The sequence below is a fragment of the Catenulispora yoronensis genome (assembly GCF_039531695.1).
In the GTDB taxonomy this organism is placed as follows: Bacteria; Actinomycetota; Actinomycetes; order Streptomycetales; family Catenulisporaceae; genus Catenulispora; species Catenulispora yoronensis.
The window spans coordinates 233,751-257,580 of the sequence record NZ_BAAAQN010000002.1 but is presented as its reverse complement, the minus strand read 5'-3'; the positions used below and the strand labels follow the sequence as shown (position 1 = coordinate 257,580).

The following is a 23,830-nucleotide window of genomic DNA, read 5'->3' as shown; positions in this document are numbered from 1 at the left end:
TGGACCCGGCTACGGGTTGCGGACTATCGGACGCGCCGCCTGCGCGAGCGGCACCCACAGCTGGTACCGGTCCGCGCGATAAGCAGACGTCGCATACTCCACTTGCACATCCTCGGCAAAAGAACGCCTCGCCATCACCAGAACTACGCCGTCAGAGCGAATGCCGAGCAGCGGAGCGTCCTCCGCGGCCGTCGTCGCCGCCTCGATCGACTGTTCGCCCCAGGTGAGCACGATCCCGTATTCGTCGGCCAGATACCGGTACAGCGACTCCGGAGCGCCGGCCTCCACCAGGCCCGGCACGATCCGCTCGGGCAGATGGGTGCGCTCGATGGCCATCGGGATGTTGTCGGCGTAGCGCAGCCGCACCAGCCGGACCACCGGCTCGCCGGACTCCACCTCCAGATGCGCGGCCAGCGCGCTGGAGGCGTGGATGCGCTCGAAGGACAGGGTGCGGGAGCTGGCCGTCATGCCGCGGCGCCGCATGTCCTCGGTGAACCCGACCAGGCGGATCTGGACGTCCATCTTGGGCTGCGCCACGTACGTCCCGCGGCCGAGCCGGCGCTCCAGGCGGCCGTCGGCGACCAGGGCGTTGATGGCCTGCCGGACCGTCATCCGGGACAGGCCGTACTGCTCGGCCAGGTCCCGCTCGGACGGGATCGGCGATCCGGGCTCCAGCCCGTCGGCGATCATCCGGCCCAGAAGATCCTTGAGCTGCAGGTGTTTGGGCACGGAGCTGGTCGGGTCGATCCCCGAGGCCTCATCGCTCATGTCACCGGACTAGACCACTGGCGCCACATCGGTGTCAACTACAAGGCAGGCGTTCGCACGACCGCCGCGGCTGGGCCGGCTAGCCCCACAGACGGCGCAACTCCGGAGCGGTAGTCAAGCCTTTGACTGTTTAGTGGGATAATGTCCGAAGTATCACCAACCCGGGCCGCACGCGCCGCGTGCGGTCCGGCGGAGTAAGGAGAGTTCCCGTGAGCAAGGCCGAGCAGATCATCGCCGGGCTGGGCGGCGCCGACAACATCGTCGAACTGGAACCGTGCATCACCCGGCTGCGCACCGAGGTGCGCGACGGCTCCAAGGTGGACGAGGCCGCGCTGAAGGCCGCCGGCGCGCACGGGGTGATGAAGGTCGGGAACAACGTCCAGGTGGTGGTGGGCCCGGAAGCGGACTCGCTGGCCGACGACATCGAGGACCTGATGTAGAGCTCCGCCGCCCTCCGCGCCGCGGCGATCGTCGCCCGTGGTGCGCCTCCCCCGGCGACCGCGCCCCGAGCACCACTTGTGAGCACCATGGACATCTACATCTCCTCTCCGCTTACCGGTACCGCCATCGGCCTGACCGAGGTCCCCGACCCGGTGTTCGCGGGACAGATGGTGGGACCCGGCGCCGCCGTCGACCCGGCCCGCACACCGCAGACCGCGGTCGCCCCGATCGCCGGCCGCCTGGTCAAGCTCAAGCCGCACGCCTTCGTGGTGCAGTCCGCGGACGGCCGCGGGGTCCTGGTCCACCTGGGGATCGACACGGTGAACCTGGACGGCGAGGGGTTCGAGCTGGTCGCCACCGAGGGCGACGAGCTGCGGGCCGGCCAGCCGGTGGTGACCTGGAACCCGGCCGTCGTCGAGGCCGGCGGGCTGTCCCCGGTCAGCCCGGTGATCGCGCTGGACGCCGAGGCGGCGGCCATCGACGTGATCGTCGACGGGAACGTGGTCGCCGGCGACGAGCTGTTCCACTGGCGGTGAGCGCCGAAGCAGGACGCGAAGCAGGACCCGAAGCAGGACCGCACCACCCGCGCGAGACCGGGCCGACGGGCCCGGCCCGCCGACCCGAGGACAAGGACTTGATATGGCAGAGCGCACCGTGACCGTGGCCTCCAAGGTCGGGCTGCACGCCCGCCCGGCGGCGGTCTTCGTCAAGAAGGCCAGCGAGCTGTCGGTGCCGGTGACGCTGGCCAAGGACGGGAGCGAGCCGGTGAGCGCCAAGTCCATGCTCCAGGTGATGTCGCTGGACGTGCGGCACGGCGACCGGGTGGTGGTGGCCGCCGAGGGCGACGGGGCGGCGGACGCCGTCGAGGAGCTCGCCAGACTCCTGGAGACCGACCTCGATGCCTGAGCAGGACGCCCCGCCCGGGGACGCGCGCGCCGAGTACGAGGGCGTGGGCGTCGGCACGGCCGCCGTGGCCGGGCCGGTGGCGCGGATGGGCGAGGCGCCGCCGGAGCCGCCGGACGTCCCGGCCGCCGGCGCTGCCGGGACCGCCGACACCGCCGACTCCGCCGACTCCGCCGACATCGCCGACGCCACAGCCATCGCCGACATCGCCGACGACGAGCGGGCCAAGGCCTTCGCCGCGCTCGCCGCCGTCGCCGCCGACCTGCGCTCACGGGGCGCGGCGGCCGGCGGCGACACCGCCGACGTGCTGGAGGCCCAGGCGATGATGGCCGAGGACCCGACCCTGGAGGAGGGCATCGCGGCCCGGACCGCCGCCGGCAAGACCGCGGGCCGGGCCATCCACGAGACCTTCGCCGAGTACCGCGAGGTGCTCGCCGGGCTCGGCGACTACATGGCCGGCCGGGTCGCGGACCTCGACGACATCGGCGCCCGCGCCGTCGCGGCCGCCACCGGCGTGCCGATGCCGGGGCTGCCGCAGAGCACCGAGCCCTACGTCCTGGTCGCCTCCGACCTGGCGCCGGCCGACACCGCCCTGCTGGACCGGCACCTGGTGCTGGCGCTGGTGACCGCCGAGGGCGGCCCGACCTCGCACACCGCGATCCTGGCCCGCGCGATGGGCATCCCGGCCGTGGTCGGCGCGGCCGGCGTGCTGGCCCTGACCGACGGCACGCCGGTGCTGGTCGACGCGGCCGACGGGACCGTGGTGGCGCACCCGACCGACGACGAGCTCGGGGCCGCGGTGGCCCGCTCGGTCGCGGCCTCGGCGGCGGCCGCGGTCAGCGGCCCGGGCCGGACCGCCGACGGCCTGCCGGTGAAGCTGCTGGCCAACATCGGCGGCGCCGCCGACGTCCCGGCGGCCCTGGCGGCCGGCGCCGAGGGCGTGGGCCTGTTCCGCACCGAGTTCCTGTATCTGGACTCCGACCGGCCGCCGGCGTTCGAGGCCCAGGTGCAGGCCTACCGCGAGGTCTTCGAGGCGTTCCCGGAGGGCGCCCGGGTGGTGGTCCGCACCCTGGACGCCGGCGCCGACAAGCCGCTGCCGTTCGTCCCGCTGGGCGAGGAGCCGAATCCGGCGCTGGGCGTGCGCGGCCTGCGCGCGTTCCGCGCCTTCGACGGCCGGAACGAGCCGGTGCTGCGGACCCAGCTGCTGGCGATCCGCGAGGCGGCCGGCACGGTGGCCGCCGAGGTCTGGGTGATGGCGCCGATGGTGGACGAGGCGCCGGAGGCGGAGTGGTTCTGCCGGCTGGCGGCGGCCTGCGACCTGGACGTGGCCGGCGGCCGGGTCGGCGTGATGGTGGAGACCCCGTCCTCGGCCCTGACCGCGGGCGCCATCCTGGCCGGGCCCAGCGGCTTCGCCTCGATCGGCACCAACGACCTGACGCAGTACACGATGGCGGCCGACCGCATGCTCGGCGCCCTGGGCCCGCTCCAGGACCCGTGGCACCCGGCGGTCCTGAAGCTGATCGGCGCGGCCGGGGCGGCCGGCGAGGCCGCCGGCAAGCCGGTGGGGGTCTGCGGCGAGGCGGCGGCCGACCCGCTGCTGGCGTGCGTGCTGGTGGGGCTGGGGGTGCGGTCGCTGTCGATGGCGCCGTCGGCGCTCGGCGAGGTGCGGGCGGCACTGGCGGGACGGACGCTCGACGCGTGCGTGGCGATGGCGGCCCGGGCCTCCGGGGCGGCGACGGCGCGGGAGGCGCGGCGGGCGGCGGCCGGAGGGTAGGGCGGGGTGCGGCGGAGGGCAGGGCCGAGGCAGAGCGGGACCGGCGCGAGTCCCGAGGCCGATCCGTACCCGACCGGCGGTGCCGGAGGCCGTGCGCGTTGCGGCGCTGATCGATCGGCGTAGGCTGCGACCATGGCGAAGTCGCTGCACGAGCGCTGGCTGGAACTGGCGGGCATCACCCCGGAGAGCATCCGCCTGGGCGACGACTTGGTCGCGCGGTGGTCCGAACCCCATCGGCGCTACCACACGCTGGAACACCTGACCCGCGTCCTCGACGGCGTCGACGAGTTCGGCGACCACGCCGACGACGTGGCGGCCGTGCGCTACGCGGCCTGGTTCCACGACGCGGTCTACGACGGCGGCGAGTCCAGCGCCGACAACGAGGAACTGAGCGCCCGCCTGGCCGAGGACGAACTCCCGACCTTGCAGCTGCCCGACGACCGCGTCGGCGAGGTGGCCCGGCTGGTCCGCCTCACCAAGGGCCACGCGGCCGACGACGGCGACCGCAACGGCGCGGTGCTGTGCGACGCGGACCTCGCCGTCCTCGGCGGCGACGCGGACGACTACGCCGCCTACGCGCAAGCGATCCGGCAGGAGTATGCGGAGATCCCCGACGACCTGTTCCGCCCGGGACGGGCCGCCGTGCTGCGCGGACTGCTGGAGCTGCCGGCGCTGTTCCGGACGCCGGTGGCCGTGGAGCGGTACGAGGAGCGGGCGCGGGCGAATCTGGCTGCTGAGATCGCGGAGCTGGAGCGGTAGCGGGCTGAGCGGCAGCAGGCTGAGCGATCGCGGGCTGAGCGGTAGCGGAGCTGGAGCGATAGCGGCCGAGCAGCAGCGGGCTATGAACCAGAACCGTCACCGGCGCCCCACACGCCTCGGGAGCGGGCCCGGACATGCACTCGCTCCCCCTGCGGACCGAACAGGGTCAGCACCTCGGTCGGTCCGGGTCCCGCCGAGTCGAACCAGTGCGGGACATGGGTGTCGAACTCCATGGCGTCGCCCTGGACCAGCACCATGTCGTGCTCGGCCAGCACCGCGCGCAGGCGGCCGCTGAGGACGTACATCCATTCCCAGCCCTCGTGGGTGCGCAGCTCCGGCACCACCTCCCCGTGCGGGGGCGGGAGGAGCATCTTGTAGGCGCGCAGGCCGCCGGGCTCTTTGGTCAGGGGCACGATGACGCGGCCGTGGGGGTGCTTGCGGGGCGGCGGCGTCCGGCCGACGAGTTCGTCCAGGGAGGCGTCGTAGAGGTCGGCCAGCGGGAGCAGGAGTTCCAGCGTGGCACGGCGGGCGCCGTTCTCCAGGCGGGAGAGTGTGCTCACTGAGATGCCGGTCTCGACGGCGGCGTCGGCGAGCGTCAGGTGCTTCGCCCGGCGGGCGGCGCGGAGGCGGTCGCCGAAGGCGGGCGTCGGATCCTGGGGGTCGGCCATGGCCCCAGTCTTCGCCCCACTTTGCCGAAGTGGCAACTTTTCTTGCCCGCCGGAGCCGTCCGAGCGCATCCTCGCGGCATGAGCACCGAGACCACCGAGAGCACCGAGACCGCCGACCAGCACTACGACCAGCGCTACGACGTCATCATCATCGGCGGCGGTCCGGCCGGACTGTCGGCCGCGCTGATGCTGACCCGCGCGCGCCGCCGCGTCCTGGTCGTCGACGCCCACGCCCAGCGCAACGCCAAGGCCGGCCACATGCACGGCTACCTGTCGCGCGACGGCATGCCGCCGCTGGAGCTGCTGGAGGTCGGGCGCGAGGAGGTGTTGTCCTACGGCGGCGTGGTCGTGACGGATTTCGCCGAGCGGGTCGAGCGCACCGCCTCCGGCTTCACCGTCACCCTGGCCAGCGGCTGCGTGCCGACCGCGCGGCAGCTGCTGATCACCACGGGACTCACCGATGTGCTGCCGGACGTGCCGGGCGTCGCCGAGCTGTGGGCGCGGGACGTCCACGTGTGCCCGTACTGCCACGGCTGGGAGGTCCGGGACGGCGCCCTGGCCACGCTGGCCACCGGCCCGATGTCCACGCACCACACCCTGCTGCTGCGGCAGTGGAGCGCCGACTTGGTCTACTTCCTCGACGGGCAGCCGCTGGACGACGCCGACCGGGCGAAGCTGCGGGCGCGCGGGATCACCGTCGAGGAGCGCCCGGTCGAGCGGCTGGTCGAGAACGAGGGCCGACTCACCGGTGTGGAACTGGCGGACGGGACGGTGGTGGCCCGCGAAACGCTGTTCCTGGTGCCCGGATTCCGGAGCAACAACGCGCTGCTGGACAGCCTGGGCTGCGACTCCGACCCGGAGACCGGCTGGCCGGTCGTGGGACCGGGCGGACGGACGTCGGTGGCCGGGGTGTGGGTGGCGGGCAACGTCGCCGACCCGTCGGCGGGCGTGATCGCGGCGGCCGGATCGGCGACGATCACGGCGGGGCAGATCAACGCCGCGTTGGTGGAGGCGGACGTGGAGGCGGATCTGAAGGCGGATCTGGCAGCGGGGCTGGAAACGGCGGGCAAGTCCGCGTAGCGGCGCCGAATCTCAACCTCCCCGCGCCGTCACCGGACCTTCACCCGCGCGATGTGCTTTGATGACCGAATGATCCTCATCGACCCGCCGACGTGGCCCGGCCACGGTCGTCTGTGGTCGCATCTGGTGAGCGACGCCTCGTTCGCGGAGCTGCACACCTTCGCCGACCGCATCGGCGTGCCGGCGCGGGGATTCGAGCGGGATCACTACGACATTCCGTCCCACCTCTACGAGACGGCGGTCGCCGCCGGAGCGCTGCCGGTGGCATCGCGGGAGCTGCTGCGGCGGCTGACCGAGGCCGGGCTGCGGCGCCCCAAGCGTGCTCGGCGCCCGCACGGGTAGAGGGAACGGAAGACAGCCGTGGAACGAGTCAACCTATCCGGGGTCCGAAGCGTATCTAAGATGATGGATGCGAAGCAGAAAACACTGACGCTGCTGATCAGCGGGCTCACCGATCGGGCGGTCGCGCACCGGTTGGGACTGAGCGAGCGCACCGTGCAGCGGCATGTCCGTGCCCTGATGGAGGGCGCCGACTGCCGCAACCGCATGCAGCTGGGCCGGCACGCCGCGTTGACCGGCCTGCCCGAGCTCGGCGCCGATCCCGACCCGGAGCCGGAACCGACCGGCACCAGGCCGGACGGCGAGACCCGGCGCCTGCTGGAGCTGATGCTGACCGACACCCACTGGGCGACGCTGCGCTCGCTGCACCTGAGCACCCGCAGCATCGAGCGGCGGATCAGGGATCTGATGACGCTGGCGGGAGCGCGGAGCCGGGTGCAGCTGGGGTGGCGCGTGACGCGGTGGGAGTGGCTTTAGCGGCCTGCGCGGACGGTTCCCGCCATGCCCGCCCGCCTTGCCCGCCGTACCCGCCGCCGGGGGATCAGCGGCACCCGCCGCCGCGAGCCCTGCCGATAGACCGGTCCGCAAGCCCCGGTCGCCGGACCCGTTGCCAGGCCGACCGCAAGCCCCCGCCGCTAACCCCGCCGCTCCCGGCGGCCCCCGCCGATCGCCAACGACCGCCACCGGCTGGCCCGCCGCGTCGTCCCGACCGCCTTCGCCTCGGCCTCCGCCTCGGCCAGCGCCGCCGCCGCGCGGTCCCCCGTGGCCCGCAGCGCCTTCGCCAGGTCGGCCAGGATCTCAGCCTCCTGCCACGGCTCCTCGTAGCGCGCGGCGGTCGCCGCCGCCTCGCGGTACAGCCGCACCGCCTCCGGGCGGCCCTGCGCCATCCATACCGAGGCCTGCATCCACCGCACGCGCATCAGGCCCCACGGATCGTCATAGCGCGCAGCGAGCGTCGCGGCGTCCTCCAAGTGCTGGTCGGCGACGTCCAGCCGGCCCTCCTCGCGGCGCGCCCAGGCCAGCACCCGCAAGGTGTAGCTCTCCCATAAGCCCAGCCCCAGCTGCTGGAACGTCTCCAACGCCGGCAGCACGTACTCGACGGCCTCCTCCACCCGCCCTTGTTCCAGCCGGAGCATGCCTATGCGCCGTCCGACCACCGCGGTCCAGTAGCGGTAGCCGGAGTTGTGGAAGGTCTCGTACGCCTGCCGGATCAACGCCTCGGCCTCGATCGGCCGGTGCTGACGCAGGCGCAGCATGCCCAGGTCGAAGACCGCCGACGCCCGCCAGTACCAATGGCCGAGCGCCGTCAGCGTGTCCACGGCCGAGGTGAGCTGCTCCTCGGCCTCGGTGAACTTGTAGCGGCGGTTGAGCAGGACGCCCAGATCCCGCCGCGCGCGAGCGGCTTCGGCAGGTTGCCGCACGTCCCAGTCGGCGCCCTGCTCGACGGCGTCGCCGGCGAAGAGTTCGAGCGCCGTGCGGATGGCGTCCTCGGCGTCCGAGAAGCGCCGAAGCCCTGCGTACGCCTCACAAAGGTCGCGCAGGACGCGGGCCTCGGCGAGTTTGTTGCCCAGCGCACGGGACAGTTCGAGGGCGTTCTCAAGGTCGTGGACCGCGGCGGCGAAGTGGCCTGCGAAGTAGTGGCTGCGGCCGATCCAACGGAGCGTGTAGGCCTCGCCGGGACGGTGGCCTATCTCCTGGCAGAGGTGCAAGGACACGGTGAAGTGCTGTTCGGCCTCGTCGAAGCGGTCCTGGTAGTGCCGCAGCACACCGTAGCCCTGCTGGATGATCGACTCCGCGCGCTGGTCGCCGCGGCGGGTGGCGGCGGACAGGCCGGCGCGCAGGACGTCGTCCCAGCGGTTCCACACCGTGTAGACGGTCTCCAAGACCCGGGCCAGGACCACCGACATCTCCCAGCACAGGTCCCACAGCTGGTGCTCGTGCGCGCGCTCCACCATGCGGCCCACACGGCGGCAGTCGCCGAGGAGCCAGCGGGTGGGACCGTACTCGGCGTAACGCAGCAGGTCGGGGTCGTCGACGTGCCAGTGCTCGGCGTGGGAGGGCAGGGTGCCCCCGGCCCGTCCGTGGCGGGGGACGGTGGGATCGGTGAGGTGTTCCGCGTATTCGGCCAAGGTCAGGAAAGCGCCGCCGAGCCGGGCGAGGGCCGCGCGCTGTTCTTCGGCGGTCTCCTCGGCGGTGAGGCACTCCTCGGCGTACTCGCGGACCAGGGAGTGGAAGCGGTACTCGTTGCCGTTGGAGGTGCCGCGGGCGGCGCGCTCCAACAGCTGCGCCTCCACCAGGTCCTCCATGACCAGCGGCGCCTCGGCCACCGGGATGTCGAGCAGCGGGGCCGGGGCCCACTCGCGGAGCGAGACCGAGGGGAACAGCGTCAGCAGGCGGAACGCCTGGCGGCTGCGCGCGCTCAGGTCGGCGTAGGAGACGGCGATGGCGTCCCGGACGCGGACGTCGCCGGAGCGGAACTCGTCCAGGCTGAGACGGCCGGCGAGTTCGGCCAGCGTCCAGTGCTTGTTGGCGCCGAGGCGGGCCGCGACCAGGCGAAGGGCGAGCGGGAGGCCGCCGCACGCGCGGATGATCTGCCGCGCGGCGTCGGGCTCGCCGGCGACGCGCTGCGCGCCGACCTGGCGGATGAGGAGTTCGCGCAGATCGTCCTCGTCGAGCCCGCCGACGGTGAACGGATCCGCTTCGAGCAGTCCGAGGGGACGCCGGCTGGTGATGACGGTCGCGCAGCCGCGGACCCGGGCGAGCAGCGGCCGGACCTGCGCCGCGGACTTGGCGTCGTCGAGGACGACGAGCACCCGGCGCCCGACGAGCCGGTCGTGATACAGCCGCCGCCGCGCCTCCTCCTCGGGCGGGACCTCCCCCGCGCGCACGCCGAGCGCCGCGAGCAGCCGGCCCAGGGAGGTCGCCGGATCCGGGGCGTCGAGGCTCGTGGTGCCACCGGTCCCGGCCGCGCCGAGCGACAGGTAGAGGACGCCGCCGGGATACTCCTCACGCACCTCCTCGGCGAACTGGACCGCGAGCGAGGTCTTCCCGACGCCGCCCATGCCGTACAACGCCAGGACCGGCGCGCCGCGCCCGTCGTTGGCGGTGCGGGCGAGCATGGAGCGCAGCTGCTGGAGATGCGGACGCCGACCGATGAACTGCGGATCGGCCGGCGGAAGCTCCAACGACGTGGTGGTGGTGTCGGCGGCATAAGGCGCCTGACCGGCTGGATACCCCGGCCCCTGATCCTGGCGCGGCCACGCGGGACCCCGCGCCGACCCGGAATCCGGGGACTGATTCGTCCCCTCGACGATCAGCCACTCGGTCCCGATGGCCAGGATGCCGGTGATCAGCGACACGGCTATCAGCGCCAGCGTCCAGACGACGAGGTTCCCCCGCGTCGACACCTGAAGGATGATCGACCCCGAGGTGACGATGGTGTTGCCGATGACGAGGATGAACCGGCGCCGTTGGCCGGGGGTGAGGCGGACCAGCCGTCGCGGATGGTTCAGCCATCGGAGCACGCGATGGCGGCCGGGCGACGCTGGGACCATGGCTCTCCCGTCTCACAGGGCTGATGCCTTCATTAACCCAGAGATCGGAGAGGACGGGCAAGGGTTGCCCAGGGCCGCGACCGGGGCACCGGGAAACGGCGGCGCGGGTCAGCGAGCGAAGTTGGTCAGAGTGAAGGAGAACGGGGCGGGAAGTTCGAGATCCTCCCCGAACGGGACCCGGACGTCGGCCCCGTAGTCCCAGGCCTCGACATCGGGCCGGCTGAACAGCACGGATTCTCGCCGACCCCGGTCGACAAGCAGGTAGAGCGGGATACCGGCCGCGGCATAGGCCTTGCGCTTCGCCTCCCGGTCGTCGATCGGCGCGGACGAAGTCACCTCCAGCACGAGCAACCACCCGGCGGGTGTGCCCCACGAGGGCTCGTCGACGAAAAGGCCGCGCTCGACGACAGCCAGATCCGGGATGAAGTTGCCGAACGGGGTGCTCAACCCTCGGTTGGCCGAGAAGTCGAAAGGGATGGCCGACTTCCGCAGGAGCTGCTCGGTGATCCGGCTGATCGCATGCTCATGGTTGCCGACCGGCGGCGGATTCACGATGATCCTCCCTGCGATGAGCTCAGCGCGGTACTCAGGGCCGAGCTTCGCGTCGAACTCGAGGAAGGCTTGCCGTTCTTCCGCCGTGACCGTCATGAGTGGCTCCTTGCCGCCGCCGTGGGCATCGGAGTGTCCCGTCGTCGTCACACTCCGAGCATAGACTCACACCCCACGGGCGGCGCGAGGGAAGCGAACCGGAAATTATCACCCGCACGGGTAAAAATCCGTTCGAAAACACCGAAGGCGGCCCCGGCCGAAGCCGGGACCGCCTTCCGTCACGCTGTTCGCGCGGAACTCCGAGCCGGGGCTCAGAAGTCCATGTCGCCGCCGGGCATGCCGCCGGCCGGGGCCGCGGACTTCTCCGGCTTGTCGGCGATGACCGCCTCGGTGGTCAGGAACAGGGCCGCGATGGAGGCCGCGTTCTGCAGGGCGGAGCGGGTGACCTTGGCCGGGTCCAGGATGCCGGCCTTGATCATGTCGACGTACTCGCCGGTGGCGGCGTTCAGGCCGAAGCCGGACTCCAGGCCGCGCACCTTCTCCACCACGACGCCGCCCTCAAGGCCGGCGTTGACGGAGATCTGCTTCAGCGGGGCCTCCAGGGCCAGGCGCACGATGTTCGCGCCGGTGGCCTCGTCGCCGGTGAGGTCGATCTTCTCGAACGCCTTGTGGCCGGCCTGCAGCAGGGCCACGCCGCCGCCGGCGACGATGCCCTCCTCGACGGCCGCCTTGGCGTTGCGCACCGCGTCCTCGATGCGGTGCTTGCGCTCCTTGAGCTCGACCTCGGTGGCCGCGCCGGCCTTGATCACGGCCACGCCGCCGGCCAGCTTGGCCAGGCGCTCCTGGAGCTTCTCGCGGTCGTAGTCGGAGTCCGACTTCTCGATCTCGGCGCGGATCTGGTTCTTGCGGCCCTCGATCGAGTCCGCGTCGCCGGCACCGTCGACGATGGTGGTCTCGTCCTTGGTCACCACGACCTTGCGGGCCTTGCCCAGCATCTCCAGGCCGACGGAGTCCAGCTTCAGGCCGACCTCCTCGGAGATGACCTGGCCGCCGGTCAGGATCGCGATGTCGCCGAGCATGGCCTTGCGGCGGTCGCCGAAGCCGGGGGCCTTCACCGCGACCGACTTGAAGGTGCCGCGGATCTTGTTCACGACCAGGGTGGCCAGCGCCTCGCCCTCGACGTCCTCGGCGATGATGACCAGCGGCTTGCCGCTCTGCATCACCTTCTCCAGGATCGGCAGCACGTCCTTGACGTTGCCGATCTTGTTGTTGGCGATCAGCAGGTACGGGTCGTCGAAGGACGTCTCCATCCGCTCCAGGTCGGTGGCGAAGTACGGGGAGATGTAGCCCTTGTCGAAGCGCATGCCCTCGGTGAGCTCCAGCTCCAGACCGAAGGTGTTGCTCTCCTCGACGGTGATGACGCCTTCCTTGCCGGCCTTGTCCATGGCCTCGGCGATCATGTCGCCGATCGCGGTGTCGGCGGCGGAGATCGAGGCGGTCGCGGCGATCTGCTCGCGGGTCTCGACGTCCTTGGCCATCGCGGACAGCTCGGCGGACACCGCCTCCACGGCGGCCTCGATGCCGCGCTTGAGCGCCATCGGGTTCGCGCCGGCGGCCACGTTGCGCAGGCCCTCGCGGACCAGCGCCTGGGCCAGCACGGTGGCGGTGGTGGTGCCGTCGCCGGCGACGTCGTCGGTCTTCTTGGCGACCTCCTTGACCAGCTCGGCCCCGATCTTCTCGTACGGGTCCTCGAGCTCGATCTCCTTGGCGATCGACACGCCGTCGTTGGTGATCGTGGGGGCGCCCCACTTCTTCTCCAGGACGACGTTGCGCCCGCGCGGGCCGAGGGTCACCTTGACCGCGTCCGCGAGCTGGTTCATGCCGCGCTCGAGGCCGCGCCGGGCTTCCTCGTCGAACGCGATGATCTTCGACATTGTGGTACAGACCTCCCACACCAGGGATTCCTTGGCGAACCGCCAGGCGCCCGCGACGGACGGCCCCGCCGCACCGCGCGGTCCCTGCCGGGCGGTGGCGGAACCTCGCCTGAGAGGTTCTCATGGTTGGCACTCTCGGTGTGAGACTGCCAAGCTCAATGATTAGCACTCTCCCCCGGCGAGTGCAAGCCGGTGCGGGGGCGGACCGCGCGCACCACCGCCGCCGGGCGCACGACCAGAGGTCCGGGGGGCGCACGACAAGAGCCCGCTCCCGGTGCTGCGGGAGCGGGCTCTGGCCGTGTGTGGTGCGGAGTCCTCCGAAGCGGGCGGCGGCAGAAGCCCGAAGGTCGCGACCCGGGTGGGGGAAGTCAGCGCCGGTGGCGCGGACGTGAGCGAGCGGTCAGGCGGTGACCCGGACCATGTCGGCCTGGGGGCCCTTCTGGCCCTGCGAGATCTCGAACTCGACCCGCTGCCCCTCCTCCAGGCTGCGGTAGCCGTCCATCTGGATCGCGCTGTAGTGGACGAAGACGTCCGACCCGCCGTCGACCGCGATGAACCCGTAGCCCTTCTCCGCGTTGAACCACTTGACGGTGCCCTGAGCCATTCCGTACTCCCCTTGCTGCCGGCTCTAGAACGGAGTGGGCTACCCCCAGTGGAACACCCACCCCATTACCGGCCCGCACCCCGCGGGCCAGGGTCTGCGTTCGTCGCCGTACCACCCGCCGTACCAAGAGGGTTGAGCTGGAGGGATCTCGCCGAATCGTTCGACCGGCGCTGAGACTAGCCAAAGTGACGCACGGTACAACAGGTCTAAATCCCAGGGATTCTGGCCGGGATGGTAAGAGGTGCGCGGACAAATACGGACCGATCCCCGCGTATCCGCTGCCCGTGAACACGGTGAGTAGATAACGATACGGGAACCGGTCCGCGGCCCGGGACACCGGGGGGGTGCCTAACGCATCAGCCCCCTGCGACCGCCGGGATGATCGAGACGTTGCCGCCCTCGGGCACCGCGGTGCCCAGCCCCTCGGCGAACCGCACGTCGTCGTCGTTGACGTAGACGTTCACGAAGCGCCGCAGCTTGCCCTCCTCGTCCAGCACCCGGGCCCGGATCCCGCCGTGGTCGGCCTCCAGCTGGTCGATCACCTCGGCCAGGGTGCCGCCCGCGACGGACACTTCGGCCTGTCCGTCGGTGTATGTGCGCAGGATGGTGGGAATCCGTACGGTGATGCTCATTCACATGCTCCTTACTTGGTGCGCACGCGGGCGCGGAAAGATGTGCGAATCGCCGGACGGATTCACAGCGTCGCGCGGAAGGCGTCCAGCGAGGGCTTGATGACCGCGGTCGGCCCGCAGTCCGACACCGCGTCCAGGGTCTTGAGCCCGTCGCCGGAGTTGATCACCACGGTCACCGCGTCCGGGTCCAGGCGGCCCTCGTCGGCCAGCTTCTTGAGCACCCCCACGGTCACCCCGCCGGCGGTCTCGGCGAAGATGCCCTCGGTGCGGGCCAGCAGCTTGACGGCGGCCCGGATCTGCTCGTCGGTGACGTCCTCCACGGCGCCGCCGCTGCGCCGGGCGATGTCCAGCACGTACGGCCCGTCGGCCGGGTTGCCGATCGCCAGCGACTTGGCGATGGTGTCGGGCTGCTTCACCGGGCGGATCACGTCGATGCCGTCCTTGTAGGCCTGCGACACCGGCGAGCACCCGGAGCCCTGGGCGCCGATCACCTTGTAGGGGGTGTCCTCGACCAGGCCGAGCTTGATCAGCTCCCGGAAGCCCTTGTCGATCTTCGTCAGCTGCGAGCCGGAGGCCACCGGGACCACGATCTGCTCCGGCAGCCGCCAGCCCAGCTGCTCGGCGATCTCGTAGGCCAGGGTCTTGGAGCCCTCGGCGTAGTACGGCCGCAGGTTGACGTTGACGAAGCCCCACCGCTCGCCGAGCTCGTCGCCGATCAGCTCGCTGCAGAACCGGTTCACCTCGTCGTAGGTGCCGTCGATGGCGATCAGCCGGCCGCCGTAGACGGAGGCCACGACGACCTTCTCCTTCTCCAGGTCCGACGGGATGAACACGCAGGCCTCCAGGCCGGCCCGGGCCGCGGCGGCGCCGACCGCGCCGGCCAGGTTGCCGGTGGAGGAGCAGGACAGCGTGGTGTAGCCGAAGGTGCGGGCGGCCTCGACGGCGATCGCCACGACGCGGTCCTTGAAGGAGTGCGTCGGGTTGCCGGAGTCGTCCTTCACGTACAGGTTGGACAGGCCCAGCTCGCGGCCCAGGTTCTGGGCGCGGACCAGGCGGGTCCAGCCGGGGTTGGTGTTCGGGCGGCTGGCGACGTCCGCCGGGACCGGCAGCAGCGGCGCGTAGCGCCAGATGGACGCCGGCCCGGCCTCGATCTGCTCGCGGGTCACGGTGCCGAAGTCGTAGGAGATCTCCAGGGGGCCGAAACACTCCTCGCAGGCGAATTTCGGACCGAGCTCCGTGGTGTGCCCGCACTCGCGGCAGGACAGGTGCACGGCCGGGCCGAAGGGCTGGGTGGTGGCGGGAGCGGACAGCAGGGTGCTGGACATGGCGAGAGGTTCCTTTCCTCATCTTTCCCACGACACGGCGGCTGCCGCGTGGGCCGGAGTTGGCACCGCACCGTGCCGTCGAAGACGGCATAACGGATGGTTGCCGGAGCGTCACAGGGCCGGTCCCTCAGCTCCTCTGGATGAGCGCTTTATTCAGTTGTCGTTCAACGAGCGTAAGGCCCCGGGGCCCGAGCGGTACCAGTCTGTCCGGATCCCGAGACAACCTTCCAACAGATCGTTCCCTTAACCTTGAGGTGGTCGATGGTACCTATTTTCAGGAGTGGAGAGCCCGGTGCTGGAAGAGGTGGAGCGGTGGCTTGCCGTGCGCTCCTCGAAGGCGTCGGACTGGCCGCTGGAGCGGCTCCTGACCGCCAAGCACGACACCGCCGCCGGTCCGGTCCGGATCAGCGTGGTGCTGCCCGCCCTGGACGAGGAGGAGACGGTCGGCGCGATCGTCACCGCGATCCGCGAGGACCTGATGGAGGCCGCGCCGCTGGTCGACGAGCTGCTGGTGGTCGATTCCGGCTCCACCGACCGGACCGCGGAGAACGCCGCGGCGGCCGGGGCGAAGGTGCTGCACCGCGACGAGATCCTGCCGGCCGTGCCCTCGGTGCCGGGCAAGGGCGAGGTGCTGTGGCGGTCCCTGGCCGCGACCACCGGGGAGCTGGTCTGCTTCGTGGACGCCGACCTGCGGGAGTTCTCCTCCACGGTGGTGACCGGCGTGCTCGGGCCGCTGCTGGCCGATCCGGACGTGCACCTGGTCAAGGCCATGTACGACCGGCCGCTGGTGGCCGGCTCGGCGGTGCTGCCGGCCGGCGGCGGCCGGGTCACCGAGCTGGTGGCGCGGCCGATCCTGAACCTGCACTGGCCGCTGCTGGCCGGGTTCGTGCAGCCGCTCGGCGGGGAGTACGCGGCGCGCCGCTCGCTGCTGGAGCGGCTGCCCTTCCCCACCGGCTACGGCGTGGAGACCGCGATGCTGATCGACACCCTGGCGCTGGTCGGGCTGGACGGCATGGCGCAGGTGGACGTGGGCGTGCGCCTGCACCACCACCAGGACGACGCCGGGCTGGGCCGGATGGCCAGCGAGATCATGCAGGTGGCCTGGGAGCGGCTGCACCGCGAGGGGCGGATAGTGCCCGGCGACGACGCGGTCGAGCCGCACACCCTGATGACCCAGTTCCACCGCGAGGCCGAGGGCTTCGCGCCGCGCTCCACCGACGTGGCCGTGGTGGAGCGCCCGCCGATCAGGACGCTGGGTCCGGGTTCGACGGCATCCTGAAGCAGGAGACCAGGCCCTCCAGCCGGATCCCATTCGGGTCCCGGGGCCGGGAGTCGAACTCCTTGACCAGGGCTTCCAGCCGATCCTGGAACTCGTCGGCGGCGTCCGCCGGCAAGGTGGCGGACAGGAAGTACAGCGCGCCGTGCTTCTTGGCGTCCTCGGTGTCCGCCGGGATGTCCTCGGTGTCCAGATGCCGCAGGAACCGGCGGGTGTAGTCGCCGATGTTCTCGCTGATGATCCGGGCCATCGCCTCGCGGGTCTCGTCCGGATGCGCGGTCGGGTCGATGGTGACGGAGGCCTGCGCGGCCCGGTAGCGGGTCTCGACGATGCCGGAGACCACGCGGGTCTCGGCCACCTCGATCAGCCCGGCCTCCAGCAGCACCTTCAGGTGCCGGTACAGCTTGGTCTGCGGCTCGGCGAGCTCCTCGGCCAGCTCCTTCGCCGACTTCGGCACCCGGTCCCGGGACAGCGCGCGCAGGATCCCCAGCCGGGTGGTGTCGGCCAGCGCCTTGATGGTGTCGACGTCGGTGACGGTGCGCACCACCTCGTCGATCAGCGGCCGCAGCCCGGCCGCCTGGTCCCGGGCGTCGGCGGCCCGCGCCGTGGCGTCGGCGACCGCCGCTGACACGTCGCGCCGTACCCCGCGCAGGTCGGCCCGCAGGTCGGCGCTCAGCCCGCCGAGCACCCCACCCAGGTCAGGACCTTTTTCTTTGCTGCCCATGGGATCCATCTTGCCAGACGCTCACGGTTGCGTCATCATTCACTCAAGCGTGAATGGTCGCTCGACCGTGAATGCTCGCGCCAACGAGAACGTTCATGATTAGGGGAGGATTCACGATGACCGCAACGACACTCGGGCCGACGGAGGCGAAGACCGGGACCGGCGCGGCGGGCGACGGCGCGGCGGCGATCGACGCCCGGCCCGCCGAGACCGCGCCCACCCGTCCGGCGGCACCGGGCGATCCGGCGCCGACGCGGCCGGAGGGACCGGACGACGGGGCCGGGACCACTGAGGGCGGGACCGCCGAGGGCGGGAGCGGCCAGGACGGGACGGCCCGGCGCGGAACCGGCGAGCCCGCCGAGCGGCCGGTCCCGCTGCGCCGCAACCGGAACTTCAACCTGCTGTGGGGCGGGTCGGTCGCCGCGGTGCTCGGCCTGTCCACCGCGGACATCGCCTACCCGCTGGTGATCCTGGCGCTGACCCGCTCGCCGCTGTCCGCGGGCCTGTTCGCCACCGTCCAGCTCATCGCCTCGGTGCTGGCCACCCTGCCGGTCGGCCAGCTGATGGACCGCCACGACCGGCGCCGCCTGCTGCTGCTGTCGGAGTCGGTGCGCACCGTCGCGGCCGGCGGCGTGGCCCTCGCCTACTTCACCGGGGTGCTCAGCCTGTGGCAGCTGCTGGCCACCGCCGCGCTGCTCGGCGCGATCCAGCCGTTCGCCGGAGCCCGCACCCTGATGATCCGCCAGGTGGTGGCCCCCGAGCAGGTGCCGGACGCGCTGACCCGCGAGCAGCTGCGCAACCACGCCTGCGAGCTGACCGGCCCGCCGCTGGGCGGCGCGCTGTTCGCGGTGTCCCGGGCCCTGCCCTTCGTGTTCGCCACCGCGACCAGCGTGCTGTCGCTGCTGTCGGTGCTGTTCCTGCGCCTGCCGGCGGCCGACGGCGCGGCGGCCGGCGCGGGCACCCGGCCCGGGCCCGGGGCGGGCGGCGGCCGGCCCGAGGGCGGCGTCCTGCTGGGCATCAGGACCATCCTGCGCGACCCGGTGATGCGGGCCACCGCGCTGAGCCTGTGCCTGGTGAACATGGCCGGCTACCCGATCTTCCTGAGCCTGGTGGTCCGCATGCAGCAGCAGCACGCCGCCTCCGGCACCACCGGCCTGGTGGTGGCCGCCTCCGCGGTCGGCGGGCTGATCGGCACGCCGCTGGCCAAGCCGCTGCTGCGGGCGCTGCGCCCGGGCTGGGTGCTGATCGTGGCCTGCCTGGTCTTCGCCGTCGCCAACTTCGGGATGACGTTCTTCACCGCCCCGCTGGCCGACGCCCTGTTCCTGGCCGCCGGCGGCGCCGCGGTGCCGTCCGCGGTGGTGATGGTCAACGTGCTGATCCTGCAGGCCGTGCCGGACGACCAGCGCGGCCGCACCGCCGCCGCGCTGGAGATGTTCCTGCTGGCCGGGATCCCGGCCGGGACGCTGTCGGCGAGCGCCGCGCTCCAGTGGCTCTCGCCTACCGCGACGCTGCTGGGCCTGTCGCTGGTGATGACGGTGGCGGTGCTGTACGCGGTGTCGCAGCGGGCGCTGCGGGCCGCGCAGTGGCCGGACCCGGAGCGGACGGCCTGACCGGGTCCGATCCGCCCGCTGGGACCGGGGAGTGCCGGACGGCGCCGTGTGGGGCGCCGGTTCCGGCACTCCCCTTGCCGTCGGCCTTCGTCCTCTTGTTGTTCACGCCGAGGGTCCGGTTGTTGTTCACGCCGGGGGTCCGATGGGAAGGGTGCGGTGGAGAGGGGGTCCCGTGCGAGGACGACAGGGTCGACGAGGACGGTGTCGGAGCGGGCGCCGGGTGCGGGTGCCGCGCGGTGCGGGGCAGCGGCTTGGCGGGATGCGGGGCGGGGTGCTGGGCCGAGTGCCGGGCCGGGTGCTGGGCCGGGTGCTGGGCGGGATGCCGAGCGTGCGGGCGGCGCGCCGGGGGCCGGTGCGCGGCCTCGGGGCGGGCGCCCACGGTGTCGGCGGCCTTCACGATCCCGACGGCCGGCACCGCCGGCCTCGGCGCGGCGGCCGAGCCTCCGAACAGCCCGAGTCCGGCCAGCAGCCCGGCGCCGCAGACCGCGGCGACCGCCAGCGCCATCCGCGGCCGGCTCATCGTCCGGCCCTGACTCACCAGTCCCAGCGGATCCCGGTATCCGGGACCGGCGCCGCGGTCCCGGTCACGCAGCTCGGCCCCGGTCATGCCCCTCATTAGACACAGGCTCGGGGTCCGGGTCCGGCTCCCCGCCGATGTCGGAGACCCGGTTCACCCGTCCGGACCTGGCGCGCTGCCGGGCCGCGCGCAGCCGGCGCAGCCGCTTGACCACTTCGGGCTCGGCGGCCAGCGCCGCCTCCTCGTCGAGCAGCGCGTTCAGCATCTGGTAGTAGCGGGTGGCCGAGACGGCGAACCGCTCGCGGATCGCCTGTTCCTTGCTGCCCGCGTGCCGCCACCACTGCTTCTCGAAGGCCAGGATCGCGCGATCCCGGTCCGTCAATCCGCCCCCGGGCTCACTCGGTTCCATGCCCGACAGCCTACGGCGGCCGACCCACGCCGCACCGGCGCCGCCCCATGGCGTACCGTGGGTCCGATCGGTTACAGGTCTATACCAATCAAACACCGTCCTATGAACCAGGCTCCACCCACCGTCCTGACAGGTTTGCGATGACACTGCTGACGAACGCCCGGATCGTCCTCCCCGACGGCGTACGCCCCGCCGGCTGGCTCCGCATCGACGGCCAGCGCATCGCCGAGGTGGGCCCGGCCGGCTCCGCCCCGGACCCGGCCGGCGCCCATCCGCACGAGCCGTCCGTCGACCTCGGCGGCCGTTTCCTGCTGCCGGGCTTCGTCGACATGCACACCCACGGCGGCGGCGGGGCGGCGTTCAGCTCCGGCGACGTGGACCAGGCGGTGCGGGCCGCGGCCTTCCACCGCGAGCACGGCACCACGACGATCATGGCCTCGACGGTGTCCACCGAGCTGGACGTCCTGGAGGGCTACCTGTCCGATCTGGCCGGCCTGGTCGAGGACGGGCTGCTGGCCGGGCTGCACCTGGAGGGGCCGTTCATCTCCAAGGCCCGCTGCGGCGCGCACGATCCGGCCCTGCTGCGCAGCCCGGACCCGGCGCTGCTGCGCCCGCTGCTGGCGGCCGGCCGCGGCACGGTGAAGATGGTGACCCTGGCCCCGGAGCTGGACTACGGCATCGAGGCCACGGCGCTGCTGGCGAACTCCGGCGTGATCGCCGCGGTCGGCCACACCGACGGCGGCTACGGCGTCACCAGCGAGGCCTTCACCCGCGGCGCCCGCGTGGCCACCCACCTGTTCAACGCGATGCCCGGCGTGCACCACCGCGAGCCCGGCCCGGTGGTGGCCGCGATCGAGGACGAGAACGTGATCGTCGAGCTGGTCAACGACGGCATCCACGTGCACCCGGCGGTGATCGGCATGGTGTTCAACGCCGTCACCCCGCACCGCGTGGCCCTGATCACCGACGCCATGGCGGCGGCCGGCCAGCCGGACGGCATGTACCGGCTCGGCGCGCTGGACGTCGAGGTCGAGGCGGGCGTGGCCCGGCTGGCCGGCGGCGGCTCCATCGCCGGCAGCACCCTGACCATGGACGTGGCGCTGCGCCGCGCGGTCCGCGAGCTGGGCCTGCCGGTCGAGGAGGCGGCGGTGTCGGCCGCGCTGACCCCGGCCCGGGCCCTGGGCCTGGACCACGAGCTCGGCTCGATCGAGGCCGGGAAGTACGCCGACCTGGTGGTGCTGGACGACGAGCTGGAAGTGCGCGGCGTGATGAAGCGCGGCGACTGGTCGGTGGCGGTGGAGAAGCAGTAGTAGGTGGAGAAGCAGTAGCAGTAGCAGTAGCCGGTCGGCGGGCCGCTCGGCCTTGCGCCCATTAATAGGTGTCCGCCGGCGCGATACAGGTATTTCAGTACAGGCATTTCAGGGCTTGTATTCAGTACGGACAGTTCGGCACCGGCCGCCCGCGGGCGTTCCCGGCCGTCGAGAGTCGCCCCTGCCCTCGTCCGAATGCCCGACCCGGGTTGCGCATCCCGGGTTCGGACCGACGGTATTCGCCGGGCGAATGCCGCCGCGACCGAGGAAACGGCCGGGCTCCCGGGGCACCGCGGAACTCTGAATCGCCGCGCGAGGACTCCGGCCCACCCGCCGCTCTCCCATCAACCCCATGATCACCACCGCCCACTCCGGTTCGGAGCGAGGCCGGAGGTTTCAGGGCCCGGATCAGGGCCAGATGCGCCGCTCGGGTGAATCTACCCGGCTATGAGGGCCTTCTCAGCTATAAAACCCGATTCCGCTGGGCGAGAATCCAAAAGTGAGCTTCATCTGAATCTGGTTTTCATCTCCCCTCGGGAACGAATGGCTTCGCCGATCCGGGCGAGCGCCACTCTCCATAGCCGCCCACATCACTAGGCAGAGATTCACGCACGGCGACCGAAAGACGCCGCGCACTCGCAGGCGAAGGAGCGCTGTCATGGTCTTCTCGGTATCCGGTGTGCTGCTGCTGGGCATCATCACCTTCATCCTGTTCCGCAAGGACGGACTCAAGGTCTCGCACATGATCGTCTGCATGCTGCTCGGCTTCTACCTGGCCTCCACCTCGATCGCCCCGAACATCAAGCAGAGCGGCGCGTCCATCGCGAGCTTCATCAGCAACCTGCACTTCTAGCGGGCGGCCGAGCAGGCAGTATTGAGCGCCGAGATTTAAGGAATCGAACACACATGGCGGGATCGGTGGGTTCGGAGAACCCCATCCAGCGCCTGGTCCGCGGCTTCCGTGAGCATCCGATCACGGAGGCCGCCGGCCGTTGCACCACCAGCACCCGGCACGTGAGCAAACGGGCCAAGGCGCGGGCGCTGGACATCGGGCACCCGCTGGTGGTGCTGGTCCGCGGCAGCAAGCAGATGGCCGCGGACGCCAAGACCTACTGGGCCGAGGCCGGCGGGCACGAGAAGCACAAGGAATGGCGGGACCTGGTGGTCTTCGTCTTCGCCGTGTGCGCCGTGGCCGCCGGCTTCCAGCCGTACGGGGTGCTGCTGCTGATCGCGGTCTGGGCCGCGGCGGCCACCTACCTGGGCCGGGACCGTCCGGACCCGGGCAAGGACCCGGAGACCGACGCGCACATCGCGCGCCTGCAGTCCGCCTACAACGGCCTGGTGCCCTACCTGATGGACACCCACGACCCGGACGAGCGGTTCAAGCCCGGCGGCGGGTACCGGTCGGGGTTCACCGAATGGGAGTTCGACGAGGCCGACCGGCTGGTGGCCCTGAAGATCGAGTACTCGCCGTTCTTCAAGGACGGCGAGGCCGACGCCCGGGCCAAGGTGGAGCGGGCCCTGGAGGGCAAGATCGGCCAGGCCAACGAATACCTGTACGACTGGGACGAGGAGGGCAACAAGCTCTCGGTCCGGATCCTGCCGCCGCTGCCGACCGGGATCCCGGCCCAGCCCTGGAAGGTCGCCGAGATCGAGTACGTGCTCGGCTTCACCGACCCGACCTCCACCGCCCGGCTGATCCCGGTGCAGCTGACCGGCGAGCCCGGCGGCGAGGTGCCGGTGGTGGAGCTGGCCCCGGTGGTGTGGCGGCACGGGCGCTTCGCCGCCGAGCCGCACCTGCTGGTGGCCGGCGTGCTGGGCAGCGGGAAGTCGAACCTGCTGCGCTCGCTGGCCGCGCAGGCGCTGGGCCACGGACACCTGGTGACCGCGGTCGACGCCGAGCACACCGGGCACTTCGACGAGTTCACCGGCCGGGACGGCGTGATCCGGGTGGAGTCCGCCGCGGCCGCCGCGCTGGACCTGCTGGACTGGGTCGCGGCCGAGTCCGGACGGCGGGCCGAGCGGCTGCGGGAGCTCGGCGCGAACGACGACACGCTGATCGCCGAGCTGGCCAAACCGCTGTGGGTGTTCGTCGACGAGCTGCCGGCGCTGGGCGAGGCCGCCTCGCGGGCCGGGCTGGCCGACCCCCAGGACATACTGGCCGACCTGATGCGGGCCGGGCGCACGACCGGGATCACGGTGGTGCTGTCCTGCCGCGCCGAGCGGGTCGGCGAGCTGCGGGCGACGGTGCGCAACCAGGCGCACGCCCGCGTCGGCCTGGGCCAGCTGCCGCCCGCCGCCTCGACCGCGCTGTTCGGCGGGACCCTGGAGATCGGCGGCCCGGCGGTGCTGCCGCCCGGACGCGGTTTCGCGCGGGTCGGGGGCGGCCCGGTGGTCCGGCTCCAGGTGCCGGTCGCGGCGGACGTGGTCGGCGCGCTGCCGGTGCTGGTCGGCGCGCTGGTGGAGGACGGGGACCCGGCCGAGGAGGTCGGCGGGCTCGGGGAGCCGGAGGACGAGTAGGGGCCGGTGACGGATGGGACAGTGGCGACGGGCGGTGCGCGAGCGCCGCCCGTTGCTGTGCGGGCGGGGGTTTTTTGCAGGCTTAAGCGCCGATTGCTCCAGGGTGAGGACTGTCACGGGCCAAGTTGTTCATA

At 72.1% G+C, this 23,830-nt stretch carries 24 protein-coding genes and 1 riboswitch; of the genes, 14 read left to right on the top strand and 10 right to left on the bottom strand.

All coding sequences use genetic code 11. The features are described from left to right. Positions 1–9 precede the first annotated feature (9 nt). A complete protein-coding gene (locus tag ABD481_RS02595; RefSeq protein ID WP_344663837.1) occupies positions 10–768 on the bottom strand; it encodes a GntR family transcriptional regulator in 759 nt (252 codons plus the stop codon). A 209-nt stretch (positions 769–977) separates the two neighbouring features. Here ABD481_RS02595 and ABD481_RS02590 point away from each other — a divergent pair, with 209 nt between their 5' ends. From ABD481_RS02590 to ABD481_RS02570, 5 genes are all read left to right on the top strand, one after another. Then, positions 978–1,208: a PTS sugar transporter subunit IIB gene (locus ABD481_RS02590; RefSeq protein ID WP_344663836.1), complete on the top strand. Its 231-nt coding sequence runs from the start codon at positions 978–980 to the stop codon at positions 1,206–1,208. Between the two features lie 87 nt (positions 1,209–1,295). Then, positions 1,296–1,745, top strand: coding sequence for a PTS sugar transporter subunit IIA (locus ABD481_RS02585; RefSeq protein WP_344663921.1), 450 nt, complete (start codon positions 1,296–1,298; stop codon positions 1,743–1,745). A 103-nt stretch (positions 1,746–1,848) separates the two neighbouring features. Further along, positions 1,849–2,115, top strand: coding sequence for an HPr family phosphocarrier protein (locus ABD481_RS02580; RefSeq protein ID WP_344663835.1), 267 nt, complete (start codon positions 1,849–1,851; stop codon positions 2,113–2,115). Beyond that, positions 2,108–3,886 carry a phosphoenolpyruvate--protein phosphotransferase gene (gene ptsP, locus ABD481_RS02575; protein ID WP_344663834.1) on the top strand — a complete coding sequence of 593 codons (1,779 nt, stop codon included), beginning with the start codon at positions 2,108–2,110 and terminating at the stop codon, positions 3,884–3,886. Before ABD481_RS02580 ends, ptsP begins: the two co-directional genes overlap by 8 nt. 132 nt (positions 3,887–4,018) lie before the next feature. After that, positions 4,019–4,645, top strand: a complete 627-nt coding sequence (locus tag ABD481_RS02570) for an HD domain-containing protein (RefSeq protein ID WP_344663833.1) — start codon at positions 4,019–4,021, stop codon at positions 4,643–4,645. An 80-nt stretch (positions 4,646–4,725) separates the two neighbouring features. Here ABD481_RS02570 and ABD481_RS02565 read toward each other — a convergent pair whose 3' ends face one another. Next, positions 4,726–5,313 (bottom strand): helix-turn-helix domain-containing protein, encoded by a 588-nt coding sequence (locus ABD481_RS02565; protein WP_344663832.1) that lies wholly within the window; start codon positions 5,311–5,313, stop codon positions 4,726–4,728. A 78-nt stretch (positions 5,314–5,391) separates the two neighbouring features. Here ABD481_RS02565 and ABD481_RS02560 point away from each other — a divergent pair, with 78 nt between their 5' ends. The 3 genes from ABD481_RS02560 (at position 5,392) to ABD481_RS02550 (ending at position 7,209) form a co-directional block, all read left to right on the top strand. Then, positions 5,392–6,393: an NAD(P)/FAD-dependent oxidoreductase gene (locus tag ABD481_RS02560; protein ID WP_344663831.1), complete on the top strand. Its 1,002-nt coding sequence runs from the start codon at positions 5,392–5,394 to the stop codon at positions 6,391–6,393. Between the two features lie 69 nt (positions 6,394–6,462). Then, a complete protein-coding gene (locus tag ABD481_RS02555; protein WP_344663830.1) occupies positions 6,463–6,735 on the top strand; it encodes a DUF4031 domain-containing protein in 273 nt (90 codons plus the stop codon). A gap of 60 nt (positions 6,736–6,795) precedes the next feature. Continuing rightward, positions 6,796–7,209 carry a helix-turn-helix domain-containing protein gene (locus ABD481_RS02550; RefSeq protein ID WP_344663829.1) on the top strand — a complete coding sequence of 138 codons (414 nt, stop codon included), beginning with the start codon at positions 6,796–6,798 and terminating at the stop codon, positions 7,207–7,209. A 158-nt stretch (positions 7,210–7,367) separates the two neighbouring features. Here the strand turns inward: ABD481_RS02550 and ABD481_RS02545 are convergent, their stop codons facing one another. From ABD481_RS02545 to thrC, 6 genes are all read right to left on the bottom strand, one after another. Beyond that, on the bottom strand, positions 7,368–10,286 hold the full coding sequence (locus ABD481_RS02545) for an ATP-binding protein (RefSeq protein ID WP_344663828.1): 2,919 nt from the start codon (positions 10,284–10,286) through the stop codon (positions 7,368–7,370). Between the two features lie 108 nt (positions 10,287–10,394). Beyond that, positions 10,395–10,934: a Uma2 family endonuclease gene (locus ABD481_RS02540; RefSeq protein WP_344663827.1), complete on the bottom strand. Its 540-nt coding sequence runs from the start codon at positions 10,932–10,934 to the stop codon at positions 10,395–10,397. Positions 10,935–11,146: 212 nt separating this feature from the next. Continuing rightward, entirely contained in the window at positions 11,147–12,769 is a 1,623-nt protein-coding gene (gene groL / locus ABD481_RS02535; protein ID WP_344663826.1) for a chaperonin GroEL, read from the bottom strand. A gap of 400 nt (positions 12,770–13,169) precedes the next feature. Continuing rightward, positions 13,170–13,373 carry a cold-shock protein gene (locus ABD481_RS02530; RefSeq protein ID WP_344663825.1) on the bottom strand — a complete coding sequence of 68 codons (204 nt, stop codon included), beginning with the start codon at positions 13,371–13,373 and terminating at the stop codon, positions 13,170–13,172. Between the two features lie 356 nt (positions 13,374–13,729). Further along, positions 13,730–14,005 carry a MoaD/ThiS family protein gene (locus tag ABD481_RS02525; protein WP_344663824.1) on the bottom strand — a complete coding sequence of 92 codons (276 nt, stop codon included), beginning with the start codon at positions 14,003–14,005 and terminating at the stop codon, positions 13,730–13,732. Positions 14,006–14,067: 62 nt separating this feature from the next. After that, positions 14,068–15,330, bottom strand: a complete 1,263-nt coding sequence (thrC, locus tag ABD481_RS02520) for a threonine synthase (protein ID WP_344663823.1) — start codon at positions 15,328–15,330, stop codon at positions 14,068–14,070. Positions 15,331–15,345: 15 nt separating this feature from the next. After that, positions 15,346–15,477: riboswitch (SAM riboswitch) on the bottom strand. Positions 15,478–15,622: 145 nt separating this feature from the next. Here thrC and ABD481_RS02515 point away from each other — a divergent pair. Further along, entirely contained in the window at positions 15,623–16,609 is a 987-nt protein-coding gene (locus ABD481_RS02515) for a glucosyl-3-phosphoglycerate synthase (RefSeq protein WP_344663822.1), read from the top strand. On the opposite strand, the gene ABD481_RS02510 is transcribed toward ABD481_RS02515, so the two are convergent. Beyond that, on the bottom strand, positions 16,575–17,330 hold the full coding sequence (locus tag ABD481_RS02510; RefSeq protein ID WP_344663821.1) for a helix-turn-helix domain-containing protein: 756 nt from the start codon (positions 17,328–17,330) through the stop codon (positions 16,575–16,577). The two genes, ABD481_RS02515 and ABD481_RS02510, sit on opposite strands and share 35 nt — an antisense overlap. A 116-nt stretch (positions 17,331–17,446) precedes the next feature. On the opposite strand from ABD481_RS02510, the gene ABD481_RS02505 reads away from it, so the two are divergent. After that, on the top strand, positions 17,447–18,940 hold the full coding sequence (locus tag ABD481_RS02505; RefSeq protein ID WP_344663820.1) for an MFS transporter: 1,494 nt from the start codon (positions 17,447–17,449) through the stop codon (positions 18,938–18,940). Between the two features lie 380 nt (positions 18,941–19,320). After that, complete coding sequence (locus ABD481_RS02500; protein ID WP_344663819.1) at positions 19,321–19,473, top strand: hypothetical protein; 153 nt, start codon at positions 19,321–19,323, stop codon at positions 19,471–19,473. Between the two features lie 51 nt (positions 19,474–19,524). Here the strand turns inward: ABD481_RS02500 and ABD481_RS02495 are convergent, their stop codons facing one another. After that, positions 19,525–19,866 carry a DUF3263 domain-containing protein gene (locus ABD481_RS02495; protein ID WP_344663818.1) on the bottom strand — a complete coding sequence of 114 codons (342 nt, stop codon included), beginning with the start codon at positions 19,864–19,866 and terminating at the stop codon, positions 19,525–19,527. 140 nt (positions 19,867–20,006) lie between these two features. Here ABD481_RS02495 and nagA point away from each other — a divergent pair, with 140 nt between their 5' ends. From nagA to ABD481_RS02480, 3 genes are all read left to right on the top strand, one after another. Continuing rightward, positions 20,007–21,176 carry an N-acetylglucosamine-6-phosphate deacetylase gene (gene nagA / locus ABD481_RS02490; protein ID WP_344663817.1) on the top strand — a complete coding sequence of 390 codons (1,170 nt, stop codon included), beginning with the start codon at positions 20,007–20,009 and terminating at the stop codon, positions 21,174–21,176. Positions 21,177–21,834: 658 nt separating this feature from the next. Next, positions 21,835–22,029: a DUF2304 domain-containing protein gene (locus tag ABD481_RS02485; protein ID WP_344663816.1), complete on the top strand. Its 195-nt coding sequence runs from the start codon at positions 21,835–21,837 to the stop codon at positions 22,027–22,029. Positions 22,030–22,082: 53 nt separating this feature from the next. Then, the gene (locus ABD481_RS02480) at positions 22,083–23,696 is read left to right on the top strand and encodes an ATP-binding protein (RefSeq protein WP_344663815.1); all 1,614 of its coding nucleotides are present in this window, start codon (positions 22,083–22,085) and stop codon (positions 23,694–23,696) included. The last annotated feature ends 134 nt before the right edge of the window (positions 23,697–23,830 follow it).